The 25460-nt window shown below is 55.1% G+C and carries 21 protein-coding genes; 11 read left to right on the top strand and 10 right to left on the bottom strand.

Features of this window, described 5'->3' with window-relative positions:
- Nucleotides 1–64: 64 nt before the first annotated feature.
- Nucleotides 65–2047: a glycoside hydrolase family 127 protein gene (locus ACFO1S_RS02215; RefSeq protein WP_204600867.1), complete on the bottom strand. Its 1983-nt coding sequence runs from the start codon at nt 2045–2047 to the stop codon at nt 65–67.
- 143 nt (nt 2048–2190) lie between these two features.
- Between ACFO1S_RS02215 and ACFO1S_RS02210 the strand changes: the two genes are divergently transcribed.
- The gene (locus tag ACFO1S_RS02210) at nt 2191–3075 is read left to right on the top strand and encodes an AraC family transcriptional regulator (RefSeq protein ID WP_378126279.1); all 885 of its coding nucleotides are present in this window, start codon (nt 2191–2193) and stop codon (nt 3073–3075) included.
- Between the two features lie 71 nt (nt 3076–3146).
- Here the strand turns inward: ACFO1S_RS02210 and ACFO1S_RS02205 are convergent, their stop codons facing one another.
- From ACFO1S_RS02205 to ACFO1S_RS02195, 3 genes are all read right to left on the bottom strand, one after another.
- Complete coding sequence (locus ACFO1S_RS02205) at nt 3147–3506, bottom strand: response regulator (protein WP_204600869.1); 360 nt, start codon at nt 3504–3506, stop codon at nt 3147–3149.
- Nucleotides 3507–3622: 116 nt separating this feature from the next.
- Complete coding sequence (locus ACFO1S_RS02200) at nt 3623–4354, bottom strand: TPM domain-containing protein (RefSeq protein ID WP_378126158.1); 732 nt, start codon at nt 4352–4354, stop codon at nt 3623–3625.
- Between the two features lie 35 nt (nt 4355–4389).
- Nucleotides 4390–4953: a LemA family protein gene (locus ACFO1S_RS02195; protein ID WP_204600871.1), complete on the bottom strand. Its 564-nt coding sequence runs from the start codon at nt 4951–4953 to the stop codon at nt 4390–4392.
- Between the two features lie 264 nt (nt 4954–5217).
- On the opposite strand from ACFO1S_RS02195, the gene ACFO1S_RS02190 reads away from it, so the two are divergent.
- From ACFO1S_RS02190 to ACFO1S_RS02175, 4 genes are all read left to right on the top strand, one after another.
- Nucleotides 5218–8442 (top strand): hypothetical protein, encoded by a 3225-nt coding sequence (locus tag ACFO1S_RS02190; protein WP_204600872.1) that lies wholly within the window; start codon nt 5218–5220, stop codon nt 8440–8442.
- 127 nt (nt 8443–8569) lie between these two features.
- Entirely contained in the window at nt 8570–10042 is a 1473-nt protein-coding gene (locus ACFO1S_RS02185; RefSeq protein WP_204600873.1) for a glycosyltransferase, read from the top strand.
- Nucleotides 10039–11808, top strand: coding sequence for a FecR domain-containing protein (locus ACFO1S_RS02180; protein ID WP_204600874.1), 1770 nt, complete (start codon nt 10039–10041; stop codon nt 11806–11808). The genes ACFO1S_RS02185 and ACFO1S_RS02180 overlap by 4 nt, the downstream gene beginning before the upstream one ends.
- Before the next feature lie 47 nt (nt 11809–11855).
- Nucleotides 11856–13460 (top strand): NHL domain-containing protein, encoded by a 1605-nt coding sequence (locus ACFO1S_RS02175; RefSeq protein ID WP_204600875.1) that lies wholly within the window; start codon nt 11856–11858, stop codon nt 13458–13460.
- A gap of 37 nt (nt 13461–13497) precedes the next feature.
- Here ACFO1S_RS02175 and ACFO1S_RS02170 read toward each other — a convergent pair whose 3' ends face one another.
- A complete protein-coding gene (locus tag ACFO1S_RS02170) occupies nt 13498–14073 on the bottom strand; it encodes a beta-class carbonic anhydrase (protein WP_204600876.1) in 576 nt (191 codons plus the stop codon).
- A gap of 103 nt (nt 14074–14176) precedes the next feature.
- Nucleotides 14177–15103 carry a S66 peptidase family protein gene (locus tag ACFO1S_RS02165; RefSeq protein ID WP_204600877.1) on the bottom strand — a complete coding sequence of 309 codons (927 nt, stop codon included), beginning with the start codon at nt 15101–15103 and terminating at the stop codon, nt 14177–14179.
- A gap of 158 nt (nt 15104–15261) precedes the next feature.
- Here ACFO1S_RS02165 and ACFO1S_RS02160 point away from each other — a divergent pair, with 158 nt between their 5' ends.
- The 3 genes from ACFO1S_RS02160 (at nt 15262) to ACFO1S_RS02150 (ending at nt 17705) form a co-directional block, all read left to right on the top strand.
- Nucleotides 15262–16410, top strand: coding sequence for a DUF4062 domain-containing protein (locus ACFO1S_RS02160; RefSeq protein WP_378126153.1), 1149 nt, complete (start codon nt 15262–15264; stop codon nt 16408–16410).
- Nucleotides 16407–16592, top strand: coding sequence for a hypothetical protein (locus ACFO1S_RS02155; RefSeq protein ID WP_204600879.1), 186 nt, complete (start codon nt 16407–16409; stop codon nt 16590–16592). Before ACFO1S_RS02160 ends, ACFO1S_RS02155 begins: the two co-directional genes overlap by 4 nt.
- A gap of 246 nt (nt 16593–16838) precedes the next feature.
- Nucleotides 16839–17705 carry a VOC family protein gene (locus ACFO1S_RS02150; protein WP_204600880.1) on the top strand — a complete coding sequence of 289 codons (867 nt, stop codon included), beginning with the start codon at nt 16839–16841 and terminating at the stop codon, nt 17703–17705.
- A 79-nt stretch (nt 17706–17784) separates the two neighbouring features.
- On the opposite strand, the gene ACFO1S_RS02145 is transcribed toward ACFO1S_RS02150, so the two are convergent.
- Entirely contained in the window at nt 17785–18579 is a 795-nt protein-coding gene (locus tag ACFO1S_RS02145) for a hypothetical protein (RefSeq protein WP_204600881.1), read from the bottom strand.
- A 124-nt stretch (nt 18580–18703) separates the two neighbouring features.
- A complete protein-coding gene (locus tag ACFO1S_RS02140; RefSeq protein WP_378126150.1) occupies nt 18704–20581 on the bottom strand; it encodes a glycoside hydrolase family 9 protein in 1878 nt (625 codons plus the stop codon).
- Between the two features lie 170 nt (nt 20582–20751).
- Between ACFO1S_RS02140 and ACFO1S_RS02135 the strand changes: the two genes are divergently transcribed.
- From ACFO1S_RS02135 to ACFO1S_RS02125, 3 genes are read left to right on the top strand one after another with little or no spacing between them, the layout of a single operon-like run.
- The gene (locus ACFO1S_RS02135) at nt 20752–21468 is read left to right on the top strand and encodes an ABC transporter ATP-binding protein (RefSeq protein WP_204600883.1); all 717 of its coding nucleotides are present in this window, start codon (nt 20752–20754) and stop codon (nt 21466–21468) included.
- Nucleotides 21455–22789, top strand: coding sequence for an ABC transporter permease (locus ACFO1S_RS02130; protein ID WP_204600884.1), 1335 nt, complete (start codon nt 21455–21457; stop codon nt 22787–22789). Before ACFO1S_RS02135 ends, ACFO1S_RS02130 begins: the two co-directional genes overlap by 14 nt.
- A 3-nt stretch (nt 22790–22792) precedes the next feature.
- Nucleotides 22793–23188, top strand: coding sequence for a hypothetical protein (locus ACFO1S_RS02125; protein ID WP_204600885.1), 396 nt, complete (start codon nt 22793–22795; stop codon nt 23186–23188).
- 112 nt (nt 23189–23300) lie between these two features.
- On the opposite strand, the gene ACFO1S_RS02120 is transcribed toward ACFO1S_RS02125, so the two are convergent.
- Entirely contained in the window at nt 23301–24140 is an 840-nt protein-coding gene (locus ACFO1S_RS02120; RefSeq protein WP_204601060.1) for a sugar ABC transporter permease, read from the bottom strand.
- Entirely contained in the window at nt 24140–25456 is a 1317-nt protein-coding gene (locus ACFO1S_RS02115) for a sugar ABC transporter permease (RefSeq protein ID WP_204600886.1), read from the bottom strand. Before ACFO1S_RS02115 ends, ACFO1S_RS02120 begins: the two co-directional genes overlap by 1 nt.
- Nucleotides 25457–25460 lie beyond the last annotated feature (4 nt).

Here is a 25460-nt window from a genome sequence, read left to right as displayed (position 1 = left end):
CTTCGGAACGGCTATTCCATGTACTTCCCTCCCTGACCAGAGTCAGAATCCAAATCAGTAGCGTTTATATGAATTTGTTTGATGCCATCGTCTCGGCCACCCATACTCTCATTTCCCCGGAGCCTCGGTTTGCCCAAGCAAAATAGGGAATGAATCGTGCGGTCGTTGCCTCTAGCTCCATGTCGATGTTGGCCTGATATAACTTATCCGCCCATCCGTCTTCCCGGATTCTGTAAGCGGGAACCGTAATCGACTGCAAACCTCCCAACAAGCCCGATTCGAAGACGACCTGCTTATCGGCGTCGGATTTCACGACCAGTTGGTGAAGATTCGGGCCGTTGTCCGCTTCCTCCAAGCAGTAAACCATCGGGCCTCTCTGGAATGCGATCTTGCCGATCGTCTCGCGGATAAGGGGATTGCCCTTCATCGGCTGAACCGGCATCGGCAGCACGAGATGCAGGATATCTCCGGGCGACCATTCCCTGTCGATATGAACGTAACCGTCTTTCCGTTGATCGGGAGAGATCGTTAGCCCCTCGCCGTTAATGCGGATTTCGGGCTCGCCGCTCCAGTCGGGAATTCGCAAAGCCAGCTTAAATCTAGCCGCCGTCTGCAATCCCACCTTGAAGCGAACGACTCCTTCCCACGGCAACTCCGATTGCTGAACGAGATGAACCTTCTGTCCCGCCAGTTCCAATTGGATTTGGCTTCCGATGTATAAATGCGAGTAAACCGTGTTGTCCTTCACCGAGTAAATATAAGAGCCTAGGGAAGCGAGTAATCTCGCGATGTTAGGCGGACAGCACGCGCAACCGAACCATTGCTGGCGCTCTACCTTCACATGCTCGAAGTTCTTGTTCACGCGGTTCGCTTCGGGCCACACCTCGAGCGGATTGACGTAGAAAAAATGTTTGCCGTCTCGCGACATGCCTCCGATCACCGTGTTGTACAGGGCGCGTTCCAAGACGTCTGCGTATTCGCTCTTCGGCTCAATGCCGAGCATTCTCTGCGCGAAGAAGATCAATCCTATGGAAGCGCAAGTTTCGGCATAAGCGGTATCGCTTGGCAAATCGTAGTCCAGCGTGAAGGATTCCCCATGGGCCATCGACCCAATCGCCCCGGTTATATACATCCGCTTCGTGACGATGTTGTTCCAGAGCGTCCGGCAAGCCTGCAGCAAGCCCTCGTCACCAGTTTCGGCGGCTACGTCCGCCATCCCCGTCAGCATGTAAACGACCCGGACCGCATGGCCTTCGGCCGTTTGCTGCATTCTGACCGGCAGATGAGCCTGACTGTAGGAACGATCCTTCGCCATCCTTAATTCGGGAAAATGAATCGCACCCTTGCGACGCTCGTATTCTTCGTCATAGAAATGCGGCAACTGCCCTCTCTGGTCCAGGAAAAAACTGGCCAGCCGCAAGTACTTGTCGTTGCTCGTCGCATGATACAGCTTCATTAGCGCGAGCTCGATTTCCTGATGTCCGTCGTAGCCTTTGATTTTGCCCTCTTCAGGCCCGAACGCTTCATCAATACAGTCCGCCAGGCGAATCGCTACGTCCAGAAGACGATTCTTGCCCGTAGCGTTGCTGTAAGCGACCGCCGCTTCTATTAGATGTCCCGCGCAATACAGCTCGTGACATTCCGCCAGATTCGTCCATCTACCGTCCGGTTCCTTAAGCGTGAAATACGTATTCAGATAGCCGTCCGCATGCTGGGCCTTGGCGATAATCTCGATCACATTGTCGGCGATCTCCTCCAGTTCCGGGTCCGGCTGCAGCTCGAGCAAATATCCGACGGCTTCCAGCCACTTGGCGACATCGCTGTCCTGGAAGACCATGCCGTAGAATTCGCCCTGCTCCAATCCTGCGGCAATCTTGAAGTTGCGAATCGCGCGGCTTGGCTCCGTCCCCTCGATCCTGTCGTTCAACGCCTCCCATTGATAGGGAACGACAACGTCGCGGACTAACGAAATATAAGGGGACCAAAAGTTGTCCTGAACGGTTACGTTATGGAGAGATAAGTCTGTGGAGACGGATAAATTTCGCATGAAGTTTCCCCTTTAATTTTATAAATCTCACTTACGATGTAAGCGCTATATAAAGTATATTACATGTGTTATCATGGTTTTAATATATTCAATTCCAACCACATTTTTAAAAATATCAACCAACAGGAGGGGTCCCCTTGCTTGTGCCGATCCTGCATTTTATCTCACCGCCCGTACCCTATTTTATCGATTGCGGCCGGGCCTACTATCGTGTCGGAGAGCGCCACGTCAGCCGCAACATGATCGGCGTATTCGACTTGTTCGTTGTAACGAAAGGAAGATTAAGCATTGGAGAAGGAGCACAGGAGTGGACCGTGGAGCCGGGAGAGGCTTTCATTCTGAGACCGGACGCCAATCATTACGGCACAGAGGCTTGCACCGAGGAAACGGAAATTATCTGGATTCACTTCCACACGTTCGGGGCATGGGATGAATGCGCGGGGATGAACAAATGCTTGGAGAATCAGTCCGCTCTGATCGCCACTCACAAGCAATCCGCTTACTTGAATCACAGCGAGGTTTGTTCGATTTTCATTCCCAAGCATACGAAGCTCAAAGCCAAATCGTTGGACATCCTGAATCAATTTTTTCAATTGGAGGACGAGCCGCGATCGCTGCGCAACTGGAAACGGCAAAGCGCCTTTCAATTGTTCATTCAGCATCTGGACCGGGAGCTGGCTTCCACGTCTGACGGTACTGCGTTTCAACTGGCGGAGAAGGTCGAGCTGTACATCCGGCAAAATTATACAAGCAAGCTCACCAATGCCACTCTGCAGAGAGATCTTAACTATCATCCAAACTATATGGCCAAGTGCATGCTGAAGGTATTCGGGCAGACGCCGATGGATTATTTGCTATACTACCGAATCGAGCAGGCCAAGAAGTTGCTTGTTCAGACCGAATGGTCGATCGGTCGCATCGCCGAAGAGGTCGGCTTTCAGCACGGCTCGTATTTCACCTTTTGCTTTTCCAACAAGGAGGGCATCTCTCCGCTCGCCTTCCGCAGAAAAATGATGGGGCACGTATGAGGTTGCATCGGAAAAACGCCAAATAACCGCTCTGCCGGGGTGCGGCAGGGCGGTGCGAAGGAGGCGCGGCGCTATTCGATCGCTTTGCTGATCGCTTCGAGCACGCGGTTCGATTGGAACGGCTTCACGATGAAATCCTTCGCGCCGCTCTGAATCGCTTCAATAATCAAATTCTTCTGTCCCATCGCGGAGCACATCACGATGTTCGCCGCTGGATCGAACTTGCGGATTTCCTTGACGGCTTCGACGCCCTCCATGACGGGCATCGTAATGTCCATCGTCACCAGATCGGGACGTACCGCTTTATATTTATCAACGGCTTCGCGGCCATTCTGGGCCTCGAACACGACTTCATGTCCGGCTTTCACGAGAATATCCCTGAGCATCGCGCGCAAGAACGCCGCATCATCGACGACCATGATCTTTGCCATTCGCTTGACCTCCCGAGCATGACTGCTTTTGTTCAAGCATACTCGACAGCTCTCAACAAATTCTGAACAAAGCCGAGAGAAACACAATACCTTCGACAGGAATGGCTTTCCGTCGTTCACCGACTGGCTCCGCCTCCCCCCGATGAGCCCCCTCCGCCTCGTCCGCCGCCATAGCCGCCTCCCCCCGAGCCTCCTCTTCTCCCTAACAGATTCAGCAAGAAAAAAGTAATCGCCCCTCCGGTCAGCTTGAAGTCGAGAACAATCAACAAAACCAAGCCTACTCCGAGTAACACCTTCACATAGCCGGGAACGCCCCCGAGCAGCCCTCGGCTCCCGCCTTCCGGCGGATCAAGCCCGCTCGTCACCTCGGAAGCGTCGAGCCCGTATTCTTCGGCGACTTCACGGACAATCGCGCTTTGCGTCCGGGAGAAGGCTATGTCCAACTGCCCGGCATTCCGGTCAGGCACGAAGTACGTGTCCAGAATCGCCCCTGCCTTGCCATCCGGAATCCGCCCTTCCAGCCCGTAGCCGACCTCGATTCGCACGCGCCCGTCATCCGCCGAGTACAGGAGCAGCACGCCATCATTGCGCTCTTTGCCGCCCAACCCCAGCTTGCGGAACCTGTCCACCGCTGCCTCTTCTATCGTTTGACCTTCCAGCGATTGGACGGTGACAACGCCGATCTGCGCAGTTCCCGTCCGTTCTTTCAGCCATAGAGCGCGATTATACAGCTCATTCTCGGTTGTCAGGGAGAGAACGCCGCCCTCGTCTCTTACATACACGCCGTAATCGGACTGTGCCGTCGCGCCTGCCGTCCATGCGGATAAGGCCGCAAGCAGCAGCGACACGCAGACCGCTCGTCTCCAACGCGGGCCCAACATCGCTAGAATTGCACTTCCGGCACGGTTTCCGCCCCGGGAGCCGCCTTGAAGAAGTCTTTCTTGTCAAAGCCGAACAACGATGCATAGACGGCCGCGGGAAACCTGCGGATCTTCGTATTATAGGAAGTGACGGCATTGTTATAATCCTGACGGGCGACCGCGATGCGGTTCTCCGTGCCGGACAGCTCGTCCATGAGACGGGTAAACTGCGTATCCGCTTTGAGGTTGGGGTAGTTCTCAACTACGACGAGAAGACGTGACAGCGCCCCTTCAAGCTCTGCGTTCGCCTCCGATTTTTCCGTTGTCGTACCTGCGCCTGCAAGCTTGCTTCGGGCATTGGCGATCGCCTGAAACACCTCCTTCTCATGCGCAGCATATCCCTTCACCGTATTGACCAGATTCGGAATAATATCCTCGCGCCGCTGCAGTTGGGTATCGATCTGCGCCGCTTTGTTGTCCACCGCCGTTTCCGACGAGACCAGACCGTTGTAGGAGCCCACCGCCAGCAAAATCAACACGATTACCAGCCCCCCGGCCACAAGCCAAGGTATTGTGGAACGCTTCATTCCTTCTCCCTCCATTTTTTCGTTCGATTGCTCATTTCCTCTTGGGCTATTTTCCCTTATTGTGCCCATTTGAAACGGGTTTTGATCAAAGGAGAATACGGACAAGTAGATTTATATGCTTCACGGTCGGCAGGTAGACTTGTCTCCACGCCCCTTTGTATAAATTTTGTGTAATATAACCTCTTCAAATCCTAAATTTCCCAAAGGCTTATGACGATATATCCAAGTATGTAGGAAAAACAGCCGATGCCTGGAGGACTAGACATGAAGAGAAAGAAAAGAACCGGCTTTGCCAAGAAAACGACAACCATGCTGTCATTGGTAATGGCCTTGACGCCGCAGCTTGCTCCTTTCGTCAAAGCGGCAACATCACCATCTACCCCAGCCTCCGTACAATATTTAACGATTCCAACAAATAAAAAAGTCATTATCGATATAGGAGACCAATATGGTTTTAATGTTGGCAGCTACAACCAATCCATTGTCAGGATTACGACAGGAGCCGGAAATGTCCTGACGATTGATCCGCTTAAAGAGGGAAGCACTTTTCTACGACTCTCTGTCTATGATCATGTGAACTCGGTCACCCAATCCTTTGTTGTTCATGTGATCGATGCAGGAGGAGATTCGCGGCTGGACATCGGAGACATCGCCAAGTACTTAAACGCTTACACTTCATCGACGGTAGTCGGCGACATCAACAGCATGCTCACTCAAATCCAAACAGGCTTGATGCCAATACCTGCGCTTTCCAGCTTAAACCTTCCGCCTGTTGTAAGCTCAAGCTCCAGCATCATCGGCTACAGCCAGGGCTATGACAGCTACACTGCCAGTTCCTTTAATCTCGACTACGCCTTCACCGATCCCAACGGCGACATTGTCGGCTACAGCCTCATTCAGGCGCCCGATCCGGCCAGCGGTCTGTCCGCGCTTGTCTCCGGCAGCTACTTGCAGCTCAGCGGCTCTCCGACGAGGCCGACTTCCTTCAGCGTCCGTGCGACCGATTCGCAGGGGCTCTTCGCCGACAAGACCTACACGCTTAACTTCGCGCCGCAGGCTGTGTCTCAGCCTCCGATCGTCATGAACGGCTCGTCCGCCGTCGTCGACCTGCGCGACTATTTCTTCGACTACGAGGGCGATGCGCTAACTTACTACTTGAACACGTATGATTCAAGAATTACGCTGTACAGCAACGGCTTGCTTCACTTGTACGGGTCTTTTGCCGAGGATGTGCAATACGAAGTTCGTGCAACGGATCACCACGGATTCTACGTGGGTGCCACCGTCTCAATCCTTGCCCAAGCCTCCGCGCCTAGGCCTTGGGAGAGCACCAGCATCATCGGCTACAGCCAGGGCTATGACAGCTACACTGCCAGCTCCTTTAATCTCGACTACGCCTTCACCGATCCCAACGGCGACATTGTCGGCTACAGCCTCATTCAGGCGCCCGATCCCGCCAGCGGTCTGTCCGCGCTCGTCTCCGGCAGCTACTTGCAGCTCAGCGGCTCTCCGACGAGGCCAACTTCCTTCAATGTCCGTGCGACCGATTCGCAGGGTCTCTTCGCCGATAAGACCTACACGCTTAACTTCGCACCGCAGGCTGTTTCTCAGCCTCCGATCGTCATGAACGGCTCGTCCGCCGTCGTCGACCTGCGCGACTATTTCTTCGACTATGAAAATGATCAACTGACCTTTGCGTTTAGTTCCTACGACTCGAGAATTACGCTGCACAGCAACGGCTTGCTTCACTTGAACGGGTTCTTCCCAAGTGATATTCATCTGCCTGTAGCCGCGACGGACAATCACGGCTTTTACGTCAATGCGACCGTCTCGATCCTCGCCCAAGCCTCCGCGCCTATTCCTTGGGAGAGCACCAGCATCATCGGCTACAGCCAGGGCTATGACAGCTACACTGCCAGCTCCTTTAATCTCGACTACGCCTTCACCGATCCCAACGGCGACATTGTCGGCTACAGCCTCAGCCAAGCGCCCGATCCGGCCAGCGGTCTGTCTGCGCTCGTCTCCGGCAGCTACTTGCAGCTCAGCGGCTCTCTGACGATGCCGACTTTCTTCAGCGTCCGTGCGACCGATTCGCAAGGACTCTTCGCCGATAAGACCTACACGCTTAACTTCGCACCGCAGGCTGTGTCTCAGCCTCCGATCGTCATGAACGGCTCGTCCGCCGTCGTCGACCTGCGCGACTATTTCTTCGACTACGAGGGCGATGCGCTAACTTACCACTTGAACACGTATGATTCAAGAATTACGCTGCACAGCAACGGCTTGCTTCACTTGTACGGGTCTTTTGCCGAGGATGTGCAATACGAAGTTCGTGCAACGGATCACCACGGATTCTACGTGGGGGCCACCGTCTCGATTCTTGGCCAAGCCCTCGCGCCTAGGCCTTGGGAGAGCACCAGCATCATCGGCTATAGCCAGGACTACGACCGCTACACCGCCAGCTCCTTTTATCTCGACTATGCCTTTATCGATCCCAACGAAGACATTGTCGGCTACAGCCTCATTCAGGCGCCCGATCCGGCTAGCGGTCTGTCCGCGCTTGTCTCCGGCAGCTACTTGCAGATCAGCGGCTCTCCGACGAGGCCGACTTCCTTCAGCGTCCGTGCGACCGATTCGCAAGGGCTCTTCGCCGACAAGACCTACACGCTTAACTTCGCGCCGCAGGCTGTGTCTCAGCCTCCGATCGTCATGAACGGCTCGTCCGCCGTCGTCGACCTGCGCGACTATTTCTTCGACTACGAGGGCGATGCGCTAACTTACCACTTGAACACGTATGATTCAAGAATTACGCTGCACAGCAACGGCTTGCTTCACTTGTACGGGTCTTTTGCCGAGGATGTGCAATACGAAGTTCGTGCAACGGATCACCACGGATTCTACGTGGGGGCCACCGTCTCGATTCTTGGCCAAGCCCTCGCGCCTAGGCCTTGGGAGAGTACCAGCATCATCGGCTATAGCCAGGACTACGACCGCTACACCGCCAGCTCCTTTTATCTCGACTATGCCTTTACCGATCCCAACGAAGACATTGTCGGCTACAGTCTCATTCAGGCGCCCGATCCGGCCAGCGGTCTATCCGCCTTCATCTCCGGCAGCCACTTGCAGATCAGCGGCTCTCCGACGAGGCCGACTTCCTTCAGCGTCCGTGCGACCGATTCGCAAGGGCTCTTCGCCGACAAGACCTACACGCTTAACTTCGCGCCGCAGGCTGTGTCTCAGCCTCCGATCGTCATGAACGGCTCGTCCGCCATCGTCGACCTGCGCGACTATTTCTTCGACTATGAGGGCGATGCGCTAACTTACTACGTGGACACGTATTATGATCCAAGATATACGCTGCACAGCAACGGCTTGCTTCACTTGAACGGGAACATCACGAGCGATTTGCTTCTCCCTGTATCTGCGACGGACCATCGCGGTTTTTCTGCTCATGCAACGGTCTCGATCCTTGCCCAAGCCTTCTCTTGAACGAGACTTTTGCCGGTCCGCACTCCATCATCGTCGGTGCATATGATCACAATTCTGGTTTTTCGATATTCAACACCGTAAGCATTACCTTGTAAGCTCATCACCTATCAAGGAAAGGAAACTCTCGATGCATCCTAGTCACCAACAGATTTCCGACCTGATTATCGAAACAAAATATAGCGAAGCGGAAAGACTCGCTTTGGCGCATGTTCAAAAAAACCCCCTCGACGGCCAGGGGTGGCTGCTTCTGGGTGAAAGCTTACTCAGACAGCAACAAGGCAAATCGGCTCAGCTTCTCATGGAGCGTGCTTTGCTGCTGGACCCCGAAGCCAAGTGGGTCGATTGGATGCAAGAGGAGCTAGGCAAAGTGCCTTCCGGCGATATTCATCCGGACATCCAGCGGTTAATCCGTGTGTCCCGGCCCACGATTGCGGCGGCAATCATCGTCAAGAATGAGGAACGCTGTATTGAACGCTGCATTCGAAGCCTGCAAGAAGCCGTAGACGAAATCGTAATCGTAGATTCGGGCTCCACCGATCAAACCATACAGATCATTAAGAAATATCCAAATATCAAGCTGATCGAGTCCAACTGGAACGACAGCTTTGCCGAGCTGCGAAATATCTCGCTCGCGCACGTAACCTCCGATTGGATTTTGATCATCGATGCGGATGAATGGCTTCACCAAGGAGACGGCGATGCCCTTCGTCTGGCAGCGGGACTGTTCCACCCTTTGCGCCCGGTTACGCCTATGCTCCATCCCAGCATCATCAATCATATAAACGGGACGGAAAACGTAAATTTCTCCGTTCCTCGCCTGTTTCCCAACGGCAGAGGAATTCGTTTCGAAGGACGAATACATGAGCAGATTTCAACGGAAGCCGAAGGCATATTTACGACTAACGTCTTCCACAAGCCTGTAAGAATCCGTATTCATCACGATGGGTACGATTCGCAAGTGAAGAAAAGCAAAGCCAAGCTGGATAGGAACATCAAACTGCTGAAAATGATGACGGATGAAGACTCCTCTAATCCGGGATGGTGGTATTTTCGCGGCAGGGAAACGATGGAGCTGGGGGATATTGCACAAGCCCTTTACTGCTTCGAACAGGCTCTTCGCTACGGCAAGCAGTACGCACGGTTCGGGAGAATCCCGGAAATTCAGTTGCTTATGGGGAACATCCAGCTTTCACAGGGCCGTCTAGATCTCGCGGAAACACATTATCTTCAAGCCCTTGAGCCGCATGCAGACTTCCCTGACGCTCACTTTCAGTTGGCCAATCTGGCGATGATCAGAGCCCAGGAGCAATGGAAAAAGGCCATGCATCATGTCGCGCATGCCGCTGAAGGCTTTCATACTTATCGTGGAGCCGTTAGCGCGGACCATGAAATACACTTATGGAAGGCAGATGCGCTGAAGGCTGATTTGCTCGTTCAAAATGGCCATTTGTCGGAAGCGAAAAAACTGCTTAACCAGGTTAGAAACCGCTCGCCCCATATGGACCGAATACAGAATAAGCTGTCCTTTATTTTGCGGCAGCAAATGCAGCTCAATCAAAGTACTCTGACCCCATCAGCCAAGAAAGGAACAACCCAATGAACAGAAGACTTTTGCACCTTACACTCTTTATATTGCTGTTCAGCCTTCTGACGCCGATATCCTCTCTATCCGCCGCGTCCAAGCCTTCCGCCAACGCGGTTATTGTCTCGGTTACCGGGAAAGCCAGCATAACGCCAAGAGGAGGCGCCAATGCTTTCAGGGCATTCCCCGGAATGCCCCTCCGACAAGGGGACACGATCACGACGGGAGAAGAGGGCAGCGTTACGCTAAAAATCGCTTCGCCGGAATCCGTAAGGACTCTCGGCCCGAATTCTCAAGCCACCTTGAGTCGATTAGATGCAGGCAGCCGATTCATGATGACCATGCGTTCAGGCTCGGTATGGAGCTCGGTTAAGCCCGTTGCCGGAGCCGTTGAAGATGCGATTGAAGCACCGGGCATCAAGCTCAATGTGCGAGGCACGAACTTTCTGGTGCTCGTGGACCCGAACGGCCGTGTCTACATTGCCGTTGCTTCCGGACTGGTGAGCGCGACCGTAACGGAGCCTTCGGCGGCGGCTTCAGACGTCCATTCCGTATTGCTGGCCCCCTCCCAGCAAATGAATCTGAACCTCTCGTCATTGCCGGCAAACCTGCAAGATTCGGTGAGCGTCATTGACGTTGACGCGCTTGTTGAACAGACCGACCTGCCGCTCCATAAGGCTATCCTCCTCAGCGCGCCGTCCATTACGCAAGAGAATACGAATTTCATTGAGAGTCTGCAGCGCGCCTTGAATGCCGGTCAGCCAGCCGTCATCGATAGAGACGGAACCGCATCCGACCTGTCCATTCCAGATGCGAGCGAGCTTGATAAGGTGAGCCGGAACCTTCAATATTTGGTATCTCACATCGCTCGCGCATCCCTGCAAGCCTATCCGGCAGAAGCAGGCCAGTTGACCCGGCTGATTGAAGAGGTCAACGCTCAAATTCCGGGAACGGTCAAAGACATCGCTTTGAATGAGACGAACGCCATCGACCCGCTTGCCGGCATCAGCGATGCCGGCTTCCGTGCCAAGGAAAAGGAGCAGGCTCGTTTGGACGCTTTGCAGCTTCAGGCGCAGCAAAATCATAATCAGCTTCAGAAGACTTTCCAAGAACTCATTGCTCAGCTCAAGCAAAGCAACCAGCGGCTTGCTGAAGAAAACCGATCCGTACTTGATGAGTTCCAAAGAGAAGCGGAGGACTTGTATGTTCGCCAGCTCTCTCCTCAAGAGCTAGCCGCTTATCAGGCAGCCAAACAACAGCCACAATCCAATGAAGGGAACGCAGGCACATCGACTGCTCCGTCCTCAACGAGCGAACCGACAAACCCAGCGCCTGCCGTCGCTCTCCGCAAAATCGATACGGCCACCGGCTTTAACCTCGACCTTCAGCTGTCCAACTTTACGGGCACGAAGGCGGTATATGCGGCGGAATTCCATTTTATCAGCGGCTCCGCGATTCAAGCTGGCAGCGCGAACGTTCGATTGCTTAACGATCGGTATTTTTCGGCCGCGACAAGCACGGATGCGATTCAAAGCATTGAGGGCACGCTCGGATCCGCTCCCGAGCCGATGACGGAAACCATATACGCAGCGACGAACTTCGGTGCCGCCGCTCCGGTCTCTATCTCGAACGGCGTATTTGCAACCCTTCCATTCACGGCATCAAGCAGCGGCACCTTGCGGCTTTTTTATGTGAAGGTCGTAGACCGAACGGGCGCTACCCTATTGGAGCTTACGGACGGCTCGTCCCAATTGCCCGCGCCGATCCTCTACACGAAGCCTTGACGTAAAGATCGACATCTTAATTCAATAATAGCTATGAAGGAGTACCTATGAGAATATTTCGCACCTTGCTGCCGACATCGGCCATCCTTCTTTCCTTTATCTGCGGCTCAACCGTCTATGCGGCCGGTTCGGCAGCACCTCTTCTGAACAGCAATGGCCAATCTATGCAGCAAGTGGCCACTGCGGCCGGAGACGGATTATTCCGCGACAAAGACGGCAATCCTGCCGCCGCCTCCTTTCGGATGCCTGGCCCCTTGGCCATCGGCTCGGACGGCTCCTTGCTGATTGGCGACTCCGGCAATCATAAAATACGCAAGCTGAACTTCAAACAAGTCTCCACCTATGCCGGACCGGAGAGATCGATGCTGCTCGACCCCAGCGGGTTGCCGCAAGGAGCGCTTCTGGACGGAAAAAGCTCCTCGGCGCTTTTCCATTCCCCAGGCGGCTTAGCGGCGGGCTTCGACGGCACCCTGTATGTCGCCGATACGCAGAATAACGCCATTCGCAAAGTCGCCCCTTCAGGCCAGGTAACCACATTGGCAGGAAACGGACGGATCGGCTCTGAGGACGGCACCGGCACCGCTGCTTCCTTCTACCATCCCGGCGGCATTGCCGTAACGAAAACAGGCATTGTATATGTTGCCGATACGTTAAACCATGTCATTCGAAAAATAGACGAGAACGGCGTGACCACAACCTTGAATTCCGCTCCCGTCCGGGTGGTCGAAGCTTTTCCCGGACTTGCGGCTCGCGCGGGAGATTATAAGGACGGCAAGCTGTCCGAAGCCTGGTTTAACGAACCTACAGGGCTTGCATTGGACAACCAGAATAATCTGTATGTCAGCGACACGGGGAACCAGCGAATTCGCTACATTAATTTCACTACCGGGCAAGTGACGACCGTCGCAGGGGCGGGAAAGGCAAGCGGGGGAACGGCGATCTACGACAAAAACGCGCTGTACGCAGCGGGGGGGTATAAAGATGGGAAAGCGTCGGACGCCTTGTTCGACGCCCCGAAAGGCATCGCGCTGGATTCCTCGGGAGGATTGGTCGTCGCGGACTCTCTTAATCATGTCATCCGCTACATTCATCATGGCGCAGTCACGACCCTAGCGGGCCTTGCAACGGAATCCGGGATGCGGGACGGCATTGAATCGACGGCGCTGTTCAATCACCCGGACGGTGTAGCCATTGCGGCAGACGATACGATCTATATTGCGGATACGGGGAACAACCGAATTCGAAGCGTGTCGCTGTACCGGCTTCCTTCCGGCCTGACGAAAGACAACTCGATTAAAGTCGTTGTCGGACAAGATCAGATTAAATTCGATGCAAAGCCGGAAACGAGTCGGTCCAGAATTATGGTTCCCGTACGTCAGATTGCCGAGAGACTCGGCTACAAGGTCAGCTACGCCGACGGCGGCAACACCATTCGATTGACCAAAGCGGATGAGACGATCGAGCTTTACTTGAACATGAAGAAGATCAAGCGCATTGACGGGAACGGCTTGGCAACCGTCAAAGCCACCGATGTCACGGCCTACAATAAAAACAACCGGACTTATGTTCCGCTGCGCTTCTTCGCGGAAGAAACCGGCAGCGATGTGCAGTGGATTAAAAAAGACCAAATCGCGATTCTAAGAAATAAGTAAATAAAACGATCCCGAATTTGCATCGGGATCGTTTTATTTATTGCTCGTTCTCGGACTGATAACCGTTAATAATCCACTCCAGCTTGCCGGTATCGGGATGAATCAAGAAGCCGTGTACGGGGATGAAGTCGGGAACAAGCGGATGCTTGCGAATCATTCCCACGCTGTGCTTGACGCCGTCCTCGGGCTTATCGAAGCCTTTGAGGAAACGCTCCATGCGAATTCCCGAGTTTTCCAGCGTAGACAAGACGACATCGGAAATTCCATTCTTCTTGAACTTCTCGACGAGAGATGTGGAATCCAGCTGTGTCATGCCGCATCCGTGATGCCCGATGACAAGCACCTCTTTGGCTCCCATCTCGTGAATCGCGATCAGAATGCTGCGCATCGCGCTTCCGAACGGCTGAGTCAGAATCGCGCCCGCATTCTTGATGAACTTGGCGTCGCCGTTGCGTAGATTCAGCGCCTTGGGCAGCAGCTCGACAAGACGCGTATCCATGCAGGTCAGAATCGCAACCTTTTTCTCGGGAAACTTATCGGTCAAGTATTTCTCGTATTTTTTCTCCTGAACAAATTGCTCGTTGAACTCCAAAATATCGCTTACGAAAGACATATTCGTTCTCCTCTCTAACCGGAGCCTGCATTCAATAAAAAAATGAGACATCCTTATCGGTGTCTCTTAAGTTTATTCGATTTGCTCCAAAATACACAACCCTTTATCCGTAGGTCACCGCAGGCTCTAACAGAGTTAGCTCCGCCTCGGTCGCGTTCAGGTTCGCCAAAGCCCCCAGCGGCAGAGCCGCCTTGTATTCGCCATGCCCCGATGCCAGACCTGAGATCGTCGGCTTGCCGAGAGGGACGATATAGTTATCGACCACATCCGAATAGGATACGCCGTAAGCGTCGGGACAATCGGTGCATTGCCCTGCCAGAATGCCGCGGCAATCGTCGAACTTGCCGGCCAGACGCAGCTGCTCCAGATAACGGTACACCGTATTCACCGGCTCGTGAACCTCCTCCAGCAGCAATATTTTGCCCCGGGTATCGATCTCGAACGGCGTTCCCAGCGTGCCGGTCAGCGAGGTCAGATTGCCTCCGACGATCGGGCCGCTGACATTCCCAGGCACCTTGGACACCAGGGGAAGCGCCGGCGGGTTAACGATCGGCCGCGGAACCGCGACAGAGGACGTCGCGGCAAAAAACTGCTCGAAATTATAGGGCGGCGTACCCGGCTTGAAATCGATCAACAGCAAACTATGCAGCGTCACGATGTCGGACAGCTGGGTCAGAGCATTCAACAGAACGGTAATGTCGCTGTAGCCGCTGACGATTTTCGGATTCATCCGAATGAATCGGAAGTCCAAATAGGGCAATATCCCTTCGACCCCCACGCCGCCCCGCGAAGGAAGAATCAGTCGGACAGCCGGATCGGCGAACATGCCCATCAGATCCTCCGCCCGCTCCTGGGCACTTGCCGCCAGAAACCCGTTTGCGCCATAGACATGCCGTCCCACAACGACATTCAAGCCCAGAGACCGCAGATAGGCGATTCTGGCGTTGATCGTCTCGGCGGCAAGCGGGCTGCCCAGCGTCACGATGCCGACCGTGTCCCCCCGCTGCAATGCCAACGGCTTAATCGCCATTCCGGCTCACTCCTCTCCGCAGCTTCCCATTGCAGTTATTTTATGTGGCTTTGGGCAGAGATAGCCTTCCTGAATGGAAAGCGCTGTATTTCCGAATGTCGGCCAGCGCGAAATGGGTTATAATGGAGAAAAGATGGCGGAAGGGGGCGGGCTTACGATTGGCCAAGGCGAAAATATTCATTAGTTCCGTCAACGAGGACGGGCTCAAGCGCCTGCGCAAAGAAGCGTTCTCCGAGCTTCGCGCTCTGGGACACGAGCCGATGATGTGGGAGGAGAATCTCGGCCCCTGGCCGGCCCACGCCGATCCGGTGTCCAAATGTCTGGAAGCGGTCGACGAGGCCGACCTATTCCTTCTGTTCGTCGGAAATTACGGCGGCACCTACTATAAGGAAGCAAGACGGACCGTCACTCATCTGGAGTTCATTAAAGCCTACGACAGAGGGAAAACTGTTCTCGTATTCGTGGATACGACCGTCAAAGCGATCTTCTTCGGAACGATTCGCAAGTGGCTGGACGACTTCATGGAGCAATACATCGACGAATCGGGGCATCCTCCCTCGCCGGATGTGATTCTGACCGCGCTAAAGCAGAATCCGGCGATTCCGGCGCATATCGACCCGTACGTCTGGTTTCTGCTCCACGACCTGTCCATGCGCAACGTCTATATGGACGATCTTTCATTGGGCGTTCCCATTGACTGGAAGGCGTATTTCAGCGATCTGCTTCGGCGCGGCTCGATTCTGCTTCCGCTTCGGCATTCCATCGCGGAGAACGGACGCCGTCTGGAGCAATCCGAAGAGGCGTTCTCGCTTTTGTCGGAGTTCTCGCAGCTGCAGCAGAAAGCGGACGGCTCCCGGCACGAGTCAATTCTGCAAGCGATCGCGCATAAAATGTCCGGAGATACGATCGAGCAACGGTACGGACATTATCTCTCCGAAGCGATCGGCGCCTACAAGGCTTGTATCGGAGCAACGCTATACGTGAAGGACCATGAGAAGATGAGATTCGTCGCCAAATGCGCGGATGTAGCCTGGAACCGGTCCTTCAGGCTCGACGATCAGAGCTCGTATGTGGCCCTGACCTACAATCTGAACAAGGACACCGTGCACTATACGCAAGCCAAGCAGATGTTCTATTGCTGCCTCAAGCAAGGGGACTTCATTCTGACGCTGCATTTTCCCGCAGGGCCCGATTGGGACAATCGCAAGTACATGATCTATCAGGAAAACGTAAATAATGCTATAATTAATAAAAATCCTTATCTTGTCTTCATGGTCAAAATGATTTTGGGAGGCCTGCAGCCATGAGCGTATACGTATCCAAGAATGGCAAAGTCAGCCTGGCGATAGGCGAGCAGCCGAAGGACGCGCTTCTGTTCGCTCCTGCGAAGAAATCCTCGGTGCAGCTGTTGAACGAGGACTTGTCCGCATGGAAGATCAGCAACACCCTGATTCAAGAGCGCTTTGCCAAAGCGACTCAGAGACAATAGCGCCCCCGGCATTTTCTACCCGCAGGTCTTGTTCCCAAGACTTGGCGGGTATTTTTAATACGATACAGACTTTATAAGTTTCACGCTTATCCTTCCCTGTATCGTCTCCGCAAAGCTTCTCCCGCTGTCGGAGCGAAGCCGGAGGCGTTTTTGCTTGTGACCTTCGGATTTACTTTATCCATTTCATTTGATATAGTAACTTACATAAAGTAACTTAGTGAAAATTAATCAATGGAGGACTGCCCTATGACATCTACGATTCATCCCGAAACCTCGCTCGGCCAGCTTCAGCTTAAAGTCAGCGATATGGAGCGTTCAATCCGCTTTTACTTGGATGTCGTCGGCTTCCGACTGCTGGATCGCAGCGGCAACATTGCCCGGCTGACCGTAGACGGACAGACCGCGATCCTCATTCTGGAGGAGATTTCGAACGCGTTTGTCGTGCCCGGCAGATCGGCGGCCGGCTTGTACCATTTTGCCATTCTCGTTCCTACTCGGGAGCTGTTGGGTCTCTCCCTGCGCAACCTCGCTCTGCATCGCATTCCCGTCGGTCAGGGAGATCACCTCGTCAGCGAAGCGCTGTACATCTCCGACCCCGACAATAACGGAATCGAGATCTATTGCGATCGGCCCCGATCGCAATGGCAGAAGGACGAGCACGGCAACTATGTGATGGGCACCGATCCCGTCGATATCGAAGGACTGCTTAAGCTCGCCGAAAACAAGCCCTGGACGGGTCTGTCTCCGAGTACGATATTGGGCCACATCCATCTGCACGTCAGCGAGCTTGCCGCCTCCCGCCGTTTCTACTGCGATGTGCTGGGCTTTGAGATCATGGCCGACGCAGCCAGAACGATGGGCGCCTACTTCATCGCAGCCGGAGGCTATCATCACCATATCGGCATGAACATCTGGGCCGGAGTCGGCGTATCGCTTCCGCCTACGAACGGGACCGGCCTCTCTTACTACACGATCCAGGTTCCGAGCAAGGCGGAGCTCGATCGTCTGGAAGCCCGGCTAACCGCATCAGGCTTCCCGGTCGAACGACAAGAAGATTTCCTTCAGACGAAGGACCCTTCCGGCATTGTGATTCGCCTCCTTGCCGCAGCTTAAATCCAACTGCTCTGCTTATGAAAGCACAAGAGACTTGCCGTCCCTTCAGGGAGCTTGGCAAGTCTCTTTCTTCTCAGGCTTATTCCGCTGTCTCCGTCGCCCCCGCTGCCGCATCCGGCTTGGCCGTTCCTCCCGGAGCTTTGTCTCCCCCGTGATGGCGGCCTCCAAAGCCTTTGCCGTTCACCACGCTTTCGGCCGCTTCCGCCACCTTCTCCAGCTGCTTGTCGGCTTGCTCCTGCGTCAGCTTGCCGGACTTAACCGCTTCGTTAATCCGGGTTGTCATCGCAGCAGCCTGCGCATCGATCAGCGTTTGCACGTCAACCCCCTTGCTTGCAGCCAGCTCGGCCAACGTTTCACCCGCTTTTAGCTGCTCCTTCAGCTCTTCCTCGCTCAGTCCGAGCGCCTTCGCCGATGCCGATAAATCCGCAGCGCCGATGCCCGCGCCGCCCATGCCGCCCTTCCTGTCGCCTTGCAGCTTGGAATCGATCAGATTGTCGAGGTTATCGGCGAACTTCTGCTTCATCTCGGCCAGCTTCTTGTCGTTCGCGGCCGTCAATGCGGATTTAAGGCTTTCTCTGGACACGCCCTGCTCCTCCGCGATCTCTGCCAGCGTCGAGCCTGCCTTTACCTTCTCCTGATAAGTATCCTGATCCAGCTTCAGCAGAGCAAGCACGTCCTCGCCGATAATCTCTCTGATGCCAAAGCCTCCGTGCCCCGGACGTTCCCCGCCCTTCGCCGCTTTGTCGACTGCCTGAGTTTTGACCGCCGACGCGCCGGACGCAGAGTCTCCGGATGTCGTTGCGGCATACACCGACAGCGGAATCATCATGGCCAGTGCGGCCGTGACCCCCAGCGTCCTGATGGTGTTCTTCATAGTGAAGCCTCCTTCGTTTCGTAAAATGGGCCTTACCTCGTCCATTATCGCCTTTGTTTCTGAACGAAGGATGAGGCCAGCCTTAACGAATCCTAAGGAGGAACTGAAAGTTGGCTGAATCGGCTCAGGATTCCAATATGGCTAACGTAAAAAATAAAGGAGCATTATAATCGATGGCATATTCGTTGCTGGCGTAGCTGGACAAGTCGTCGACATAGCTCTTGGCCGGAGGAAGCCTTCGATCGGCCAGCTTCTCCAGCACGGGATCGTTCAAATAGCGATTCGGCCCCCCGACCAGCAGTCCCGGAACGAGTATTCCGCTTGCGGCCGAGATGCGATGATGAGGACGGACCGGATACACGGCGCCCCTCCCGGTCACGTAGCTCATGCCCATCGCATTTCTCCCGAGCACATAGTGCAGCTGATCAACGGCTCCCGCAACATAGGCCTCATTCGGCGCAAGCTCGTTAGCCAGCAAGAGCAGCTCGCTCTTCGCCAGAGCGTTCTTGTTCGAGGCCCAGGTGTATTCCGTGCCGGCGAGTGCGCTGCGGTACCCGTCCTCCCGAATTCGCTTAAGGATTAGCTCGGCCGCCGTAACAATCGTTTGTCCGGCTTGCGCCTTGACGTCCGGCGCGGACCGCTCCGCAGTCGCAAGCGCCCATTGCCCCAGAAGCTGGCCGTTGCTCCAGCCGACGATACCTGGATTGCTTGTCGACAGGTCGGCATAATTCCCTGCGATAGCTGCGCCGTAACGAGCGTCGCCCGTCGTCTTAAGAAGCTCGGCCAGCGCCCAGTAGCGCTCCTCCCTGTCGGTCTCCTTGTCATAAGGGCCCGATCCCGTATTCTGCCCTTCGTCCAAGCGAAAGAATGCTTTGGGATGGGCATCCAGCCAAGCCTGGGCCTTCTTCGCGCTGCGCAGCAAGCCGGATGCGTATTCGGGATCGTAGGACTGGAATACGCGAGCGCCCATCGCCATCGCGGCGGCGAACATAGCTGTACCGTAAGTCGACATGCCATAGACTCTGCGGTCCTGCACGTCTACCGCCGGGACGATGAAATCCGGAAAAACGCCGCCGCTCACCTTATGGTAGACGGCTCCATCCGCGCGTTGCATTCTCAACATCCAATCCAGCTCGTATTTGACTTCGACAAGCGTATCCGGCGCGGCATCCGCTCCCGGCCAATGCGCTCTCTCCCCGTTATATAGAAAGCGCAGCTCCGTCATCGCTTTCGGTCGCAATTCGAAAGCCAACAGCATCTGCGCGACGGTAACGGCGGCCACCGGTACGTACTTGCCATAGTCTCCGGCATCATACCAGCCGCCGCTCACGTCCAGCGTCGCTCGCTTTTCCCCAGGGTCCCGGAAGAAAAGCGTCGCCTCCTTGTCCAGCGCATGTCCCGGGTCCAGCTTTAATCCGAGCTTAGGATCGTCGATCCCTTCCCCGGATCGCTGCAGGCGATAAGAGCGGGCGACATCGCGGAAGAGCTCCTCGTACACTTCGTTTCCGATGACAAAGAGATGGGATTTCATTCCCGCCGCCGTGAGATAATAGGCGCCCTCCGTCTGCAGAGCCCCGAAATCCGCCTGCGATACCCAATCGCCCGACGCTTCGTCGAAAGTCGCGGCCGCGACTTTCCCTTCCCAGACCATACGGCCGTTCTCGTCCGCCTCAACCACGGTCAGCTCCAGCTCCGGAAAAGCCTCGTCAGCCGCTATGACGGCCACCTTGGCTGCCCGAACCGGGTAGCCGAGCTGATCCACATGAATACGCAGCTGCAAGGCGGCGTCATTCGGGTTCGCGACGGACGAAGCGGTTGGAGCGCTGGATGCCGAAGCTTGCGATGCATCAGTGCCGGACGGCGATCGGGGCTCTGGCGGCGGCGCGGTCGATGGCGTAGACGATTCCTGCGAGCGATTGCCGCCTCCCGTACAGCCTTGAACGATCGCCCCTCCCAGTACGATTAAGCTCATAACCACTCTCATCGTTCGATTTATTCCCATTCTACTGCTCTCCTCCTTTTTTTTAGAAAACGTTATCAAAAAAGTTCGACCTTTCCTTGCCAAACTCCTTCCGGCTCCAACTGCGACCATCTTAAGAAATTCTTCAGATGATGTTTTCGAATCGTTAAGCATTGGACTTGTATAATCAAGAGCAGAACGGAGGAATCCCTATGATTGAAATGAGCAGGATCAACCATCAATTCACCATTGGCAAAAAAGGCAAGGAACGCGTCGTTCCGGTGCTGCACGATATCGATCTTCATGTACAGCAGAGCGAGATAATCGCAATTGTCGGACGAAGCGGCTCCGGCAAATCGACGCTGCTTAACCTGATGTCCGGCTACATTCGTTCGACATCCGGCACCATCCGCATAGCGGGACAAGCCGTCTCCGGGCTAAGCGAGGGAGACTGGGCGAATTTCCGTCTGGCCCATCTCGGCTTCATGTTCCAGAGCTTCCAGCTCATCCCGAGCATGACCGCCTACGAGAATGCGGAGCTCCCGCTCGTGCTTAGAGGAACAAGCGCGGCAGAACGCAAGAAACGGGTCATGGAGCTGCTGGATCAAGTCGGCATCGCCGATTACGCCGCTCACTATCCCGGCGAATTGTCAGGCGGCCAGCAGCAGCGGGTATCCGTTGCCAGAGCGCTGATGCTGAATCCGCCCATCGTCCTCGCGGACGAGCCGACAGGAAGTCTGGACAGCGACAACGAAAGACAACTGCTCGCCCTGATCCGTCAACTGAACCGGGAGCGAGGTATCACCTTCGTCCTCATCACCCACGACGATCAGGTCGCGGCTACCGCCCATCGCACCCTTAAGCTGAAGGACGGTTATCTCTTGAATGCCTCCGGAAAAGGAGAGAATAATCCTCATGAAATTCACTGATCAATTCCGATTCGTCCGGCAAAATATGAAGAAAAACAAAACCCGGCTGTTCATGACCGTTCTGGCCACTGCGATGGGCTGCTCCTTCCTGATCGTTCTCGCATCTGTCGGCTTCGGTCTGCAGAAGAGCATTGTCGACAAGGCCATCGGGGATCGGCTCGTCACCTCGATCGACATATATGGCGTGCAAGGGGACGCCCAGCTCAATCGCGAGCTTGGCCCTGATCATCTGGCCTACCTGCGCTCCGTCGACCACGTCAAAGCGGTTACGTACCGCAACGCGGTGCAGCAGCGGCTCAAGATCGCCGTCGAGGACGTTCCGGTGAACAACGACGGCACGTACAATGTGGATTTCGAGGCTGAGACAAAGGCCGGCTTCAAGCTTAGCGCGGGACGGCTGCCCCAGGCCGACAACGAAGTCATCGTCGGTTATCATATCCGCATGCCCGACAGCGGCTTCAATCCGAGCGAAGAGCTGCCGTCCGCCAACGAATGGATCGGCAAAACCCTTACGCTGGAAGCAAGCCAAGTCGAGACGGACGGCTCAGAGCGGAGAACGACCTTCGAGGCCATTATCGTCGGCATCGGCCAGAAGCCGACAAGAGAATGGCAGGCAGATTCAAACGTCTATATCGGCAATGCATTAATGAGCCGGATTGAACAATATACCGGCACGCAATGGGGAGCCCAACGCCTCCTGCCCGACAGCCCCGACTCCGAAGGCTACGAGCCGCCCGGACTGGAGGAGCCGCGTCAATATCAGCAGGTCAAGGTCATCGCGGACAAAGCTAATCAGGTTAAGGGCATTTCCCAGAATATTCGCGAGCAGGGCTATCTGAGCCACTCCATCGCCGACGAGCTGGAGCAGATCAATCTGATCTTCCTGATTATGAAGATCGGCCTTGCCTTCGTCGGAACGATCGCGGTGCTGATCGCTTCCATCGGCATTTACAACACGATGACGATGGCCGTTACCGAGCGGGCCCAGGATATCGGCATCATGAAAGCGATCGGTGCCCATCCGTCCGCCATCCGCCGGATTTTCCTGCTGGAGAGCGCCATGATCGGAGTGCTCGGCGCCTTGATCGGAACCGTCGTCGCCTATGCGATCTCTTTCGCCGTCAACGCCGGCCTGCCGCTGGTCATCGAAAGATTCATGAACGAGGAAGTGCCGCAGGACTTCCGCTTTTCCTTGATTCCCGCTTACCTGGCCGTGGGCTCAAGCTTGATCTCTCTCGCCGTCGCTTTGCTGTCGGGGTCCCGTCCGGCTCGCCGGGCTACCCGCATCGACGTTCTGTCCGCGTTAAGAAGGGATATGTAAGTCATGCCGATAAGCCGGATCCGGCTGCTGCTTATCTCCCTGTCACTCACAGCTTTGCTTGCGCTTCTGGTCTGGGGGGCCAAGAGCCTGCTCGAGCCCTTCGGTCCGCTCCGCGTCACGGTCGTCAACGATTCGGGGAAGGATATCGTCTCGATCGAAACCGGGATGGTCTCCACCGGCCTTAAGCAGATCGATGACGAGCCGATCAAAGCCGGACAGCGGAGCAAGATCAGGCCGGAGTTCCGCTGGTCGGGCGAAGGCGCGGTGTATCAAAGGTACGTCTTTGCGGACGGCGAGGAGGCGGAAGCGATCGTCTGCGGCTATACGGAATCGCTCTCCGGAAAATCGACGGTCACCTTGCTCGAACGAAAGGTCGAGGTGGAGCAGAGCTGCTATTAGGCTTTGAAACGACAGACAAAAGGAACGCTCCCGAGCAACCGTTAACACGGCTGAGGGAGCGTTCCTTTTATCTGAAAATCCGTTCGTCTGCGCGCCGAAGCTTCCCGGAGCCTCACCCTTTGTTGGCGCCGGCCGTCAAGCCGTCCACGAAATGGCGCTGCAGGTACATGAACAGCAGCGTAATCGGAATGGCGATGAATACCGCTCCCGCCGCGAACAAAGTGAAGTAGGCATTCTGGTAGGAATTCACCATATCGTACAAGCCGACCGCAACCGTCCACTTCTCCTTGGTTCGCAGCACCAGACTGGCGAATATAAAATCCACCCACGCTCCGGTGAACGTCGTCAAGGCCACGAATACGAGCATCGGCTTGGACAGAGGCAGCATGATTCTCGTGAACACCCTGAAATTGCCTGCCCCGTCGATACGAGCCGCCTCCTCGATGCCCTTCGGCAGCGTATCGAAGAACCCCTTGGCTACGAACAGGTTAAAGATCACGGCGCCGAAGGAATAAACGATGATCAGCGCCAGATGCGTATTCAGCAGCCCCAGCTGCATCAACAGAATATATACGGCGACCATGCTCATGAACCCTGGGAACATGCCCAGCACCAGCATCAGACTGAGCGCGGCCTTCCGCCCGCGAAAACGAAACCGCGATAAGGCATAAGCCGATAGCGTAACCAGCAGCGTGCTGAGCAGCATGCTGAATATAGCCACCTTAAAGGTGTTCAAATACCAGGTGGAGAACATCAAGCTCTTGGAGTTGAACAGCTCGATATAATGATCCAGCGTGAATGTTCTTGGAATGAACGTCTCGCTATACAGCGATTTTCCCGGCTTGAAGGAGGATAGAACGACCCAGGCCGCGGGGTATAAGCTCCAGCATACGACGGCCGCAAGGAAGAGATAGCTGGCGGCCACCCTGAATTTCGTCGATCGTCTGACCATCATTGCACCATCTCCTCATCCTTAAACGATCGTGTACGCCGGTAATTCAATATCGATAAGCCCGCGATGATCAAGAACAGAATAATCCCGATGGCGGAAGCGATATTGTAGATATTGTTGTTCAGCGTGAGCTTGTATAGCCACGTAATCAGCAGGTCCGTATGGCCCGCGAACTGGTAATCGGGATTGGACGGTCCGCCGTTGGTCAACAAGTAAATGACGTTGAAGTTGTTGAAATTGCCGGCTAGCTGAATAATCAGAATCGGGGCCAGCGAGAACAGGATAACCGGAAAAGTCACGAGCCTTGCCTGCTGCATCCGTCCCGCTCCCTCTACCCTTGCCGCCTCGTACAATTCCGGGGATATCGTGGACAGTATGCCGCTGATCAGCAGAAACGCCAAGGGCATCCCCACCCAGATATTCACGATGATAACCGTGAACTTCGCCCAATACGGGTCGGTGAGCCACGGCAGCTTGCCTAATCCGAAATAAGACAGGTATTGATTGATCGGGCCGAACTTTCCGTTGAACATCATCTTCATCGCCAGCAGCGAGATCATCTGCGGCACCGCATAAGGGATGATGATCAGCGTCCTCCACATCCCTTTAAGCCGGATTTCCTTCTGCGAGAGCGTCAGCGCAACCGCCAGCCCGCTGGCGAACGTCGTGGCCGTAGCCACGAATGCCCACAGCGTCGTCCAGCCCAGCACGCCGAAGAAGGTGTCGCTCCAGCTTTGCAGCCGGAAGAGCTGCGCGAAGGAATCGAGACCGACCCAATCCACCAGGTTGCCCGGGGGAATATGGTTGGGCGACGAATAGTTGGTGAAGGCCAGCAAAATCATGAACAGGATAGGCAGAATCGTCAGGAACAGAATGCCCGCTGCCGGCACGATCAGCAGCACCTGAGCGAACTTGAAATCGCGGATATAGGTCAGCGTTTGCCGGAAGCTTGCGGGAGCCCGGCCCGAATCGCGATGGACGCCGGTCCGATAAGCATCCCGAATGGCCGAGACATAAACAAACGCATAGAGAACGAACAGGAATAGCACAATCAGGCTGTTGATCATCAGATTGATCGAGTGATCGCCGGGCACGTGACGAACCTTGCCCTCTATCTCCACGAGACGGGACGGCGTGTCCCCCAGCGTAACGATTCCCCATACGGCCTGGCTTAACCTGGTATAGAAGAAGCCGATGGCGCCTCCGCTTACAAGAAGCAGAATTAACCCCTTGATCCATTGACGATGATACAGCTGGCCGGCGCCCGGCACCAAAGCCGAGCAGAGGGCGGCAACGAACCGATGCTTCGATTTCATAGTC

This window comes from Cohnella boryungensis (assembly GCF_042651945.1).
Classification (GTDB): Bacteria; Bacillota; Bacilli; order Paenibacillales; family Paenibacillaceae; genus Cohnella; species Cohnella boryungensis.
The sequence above is the reverse complement of the archived record's forward strand: the minus strand, read 5'-3'. Positions and strand labels throughout refer to the sequence as shown.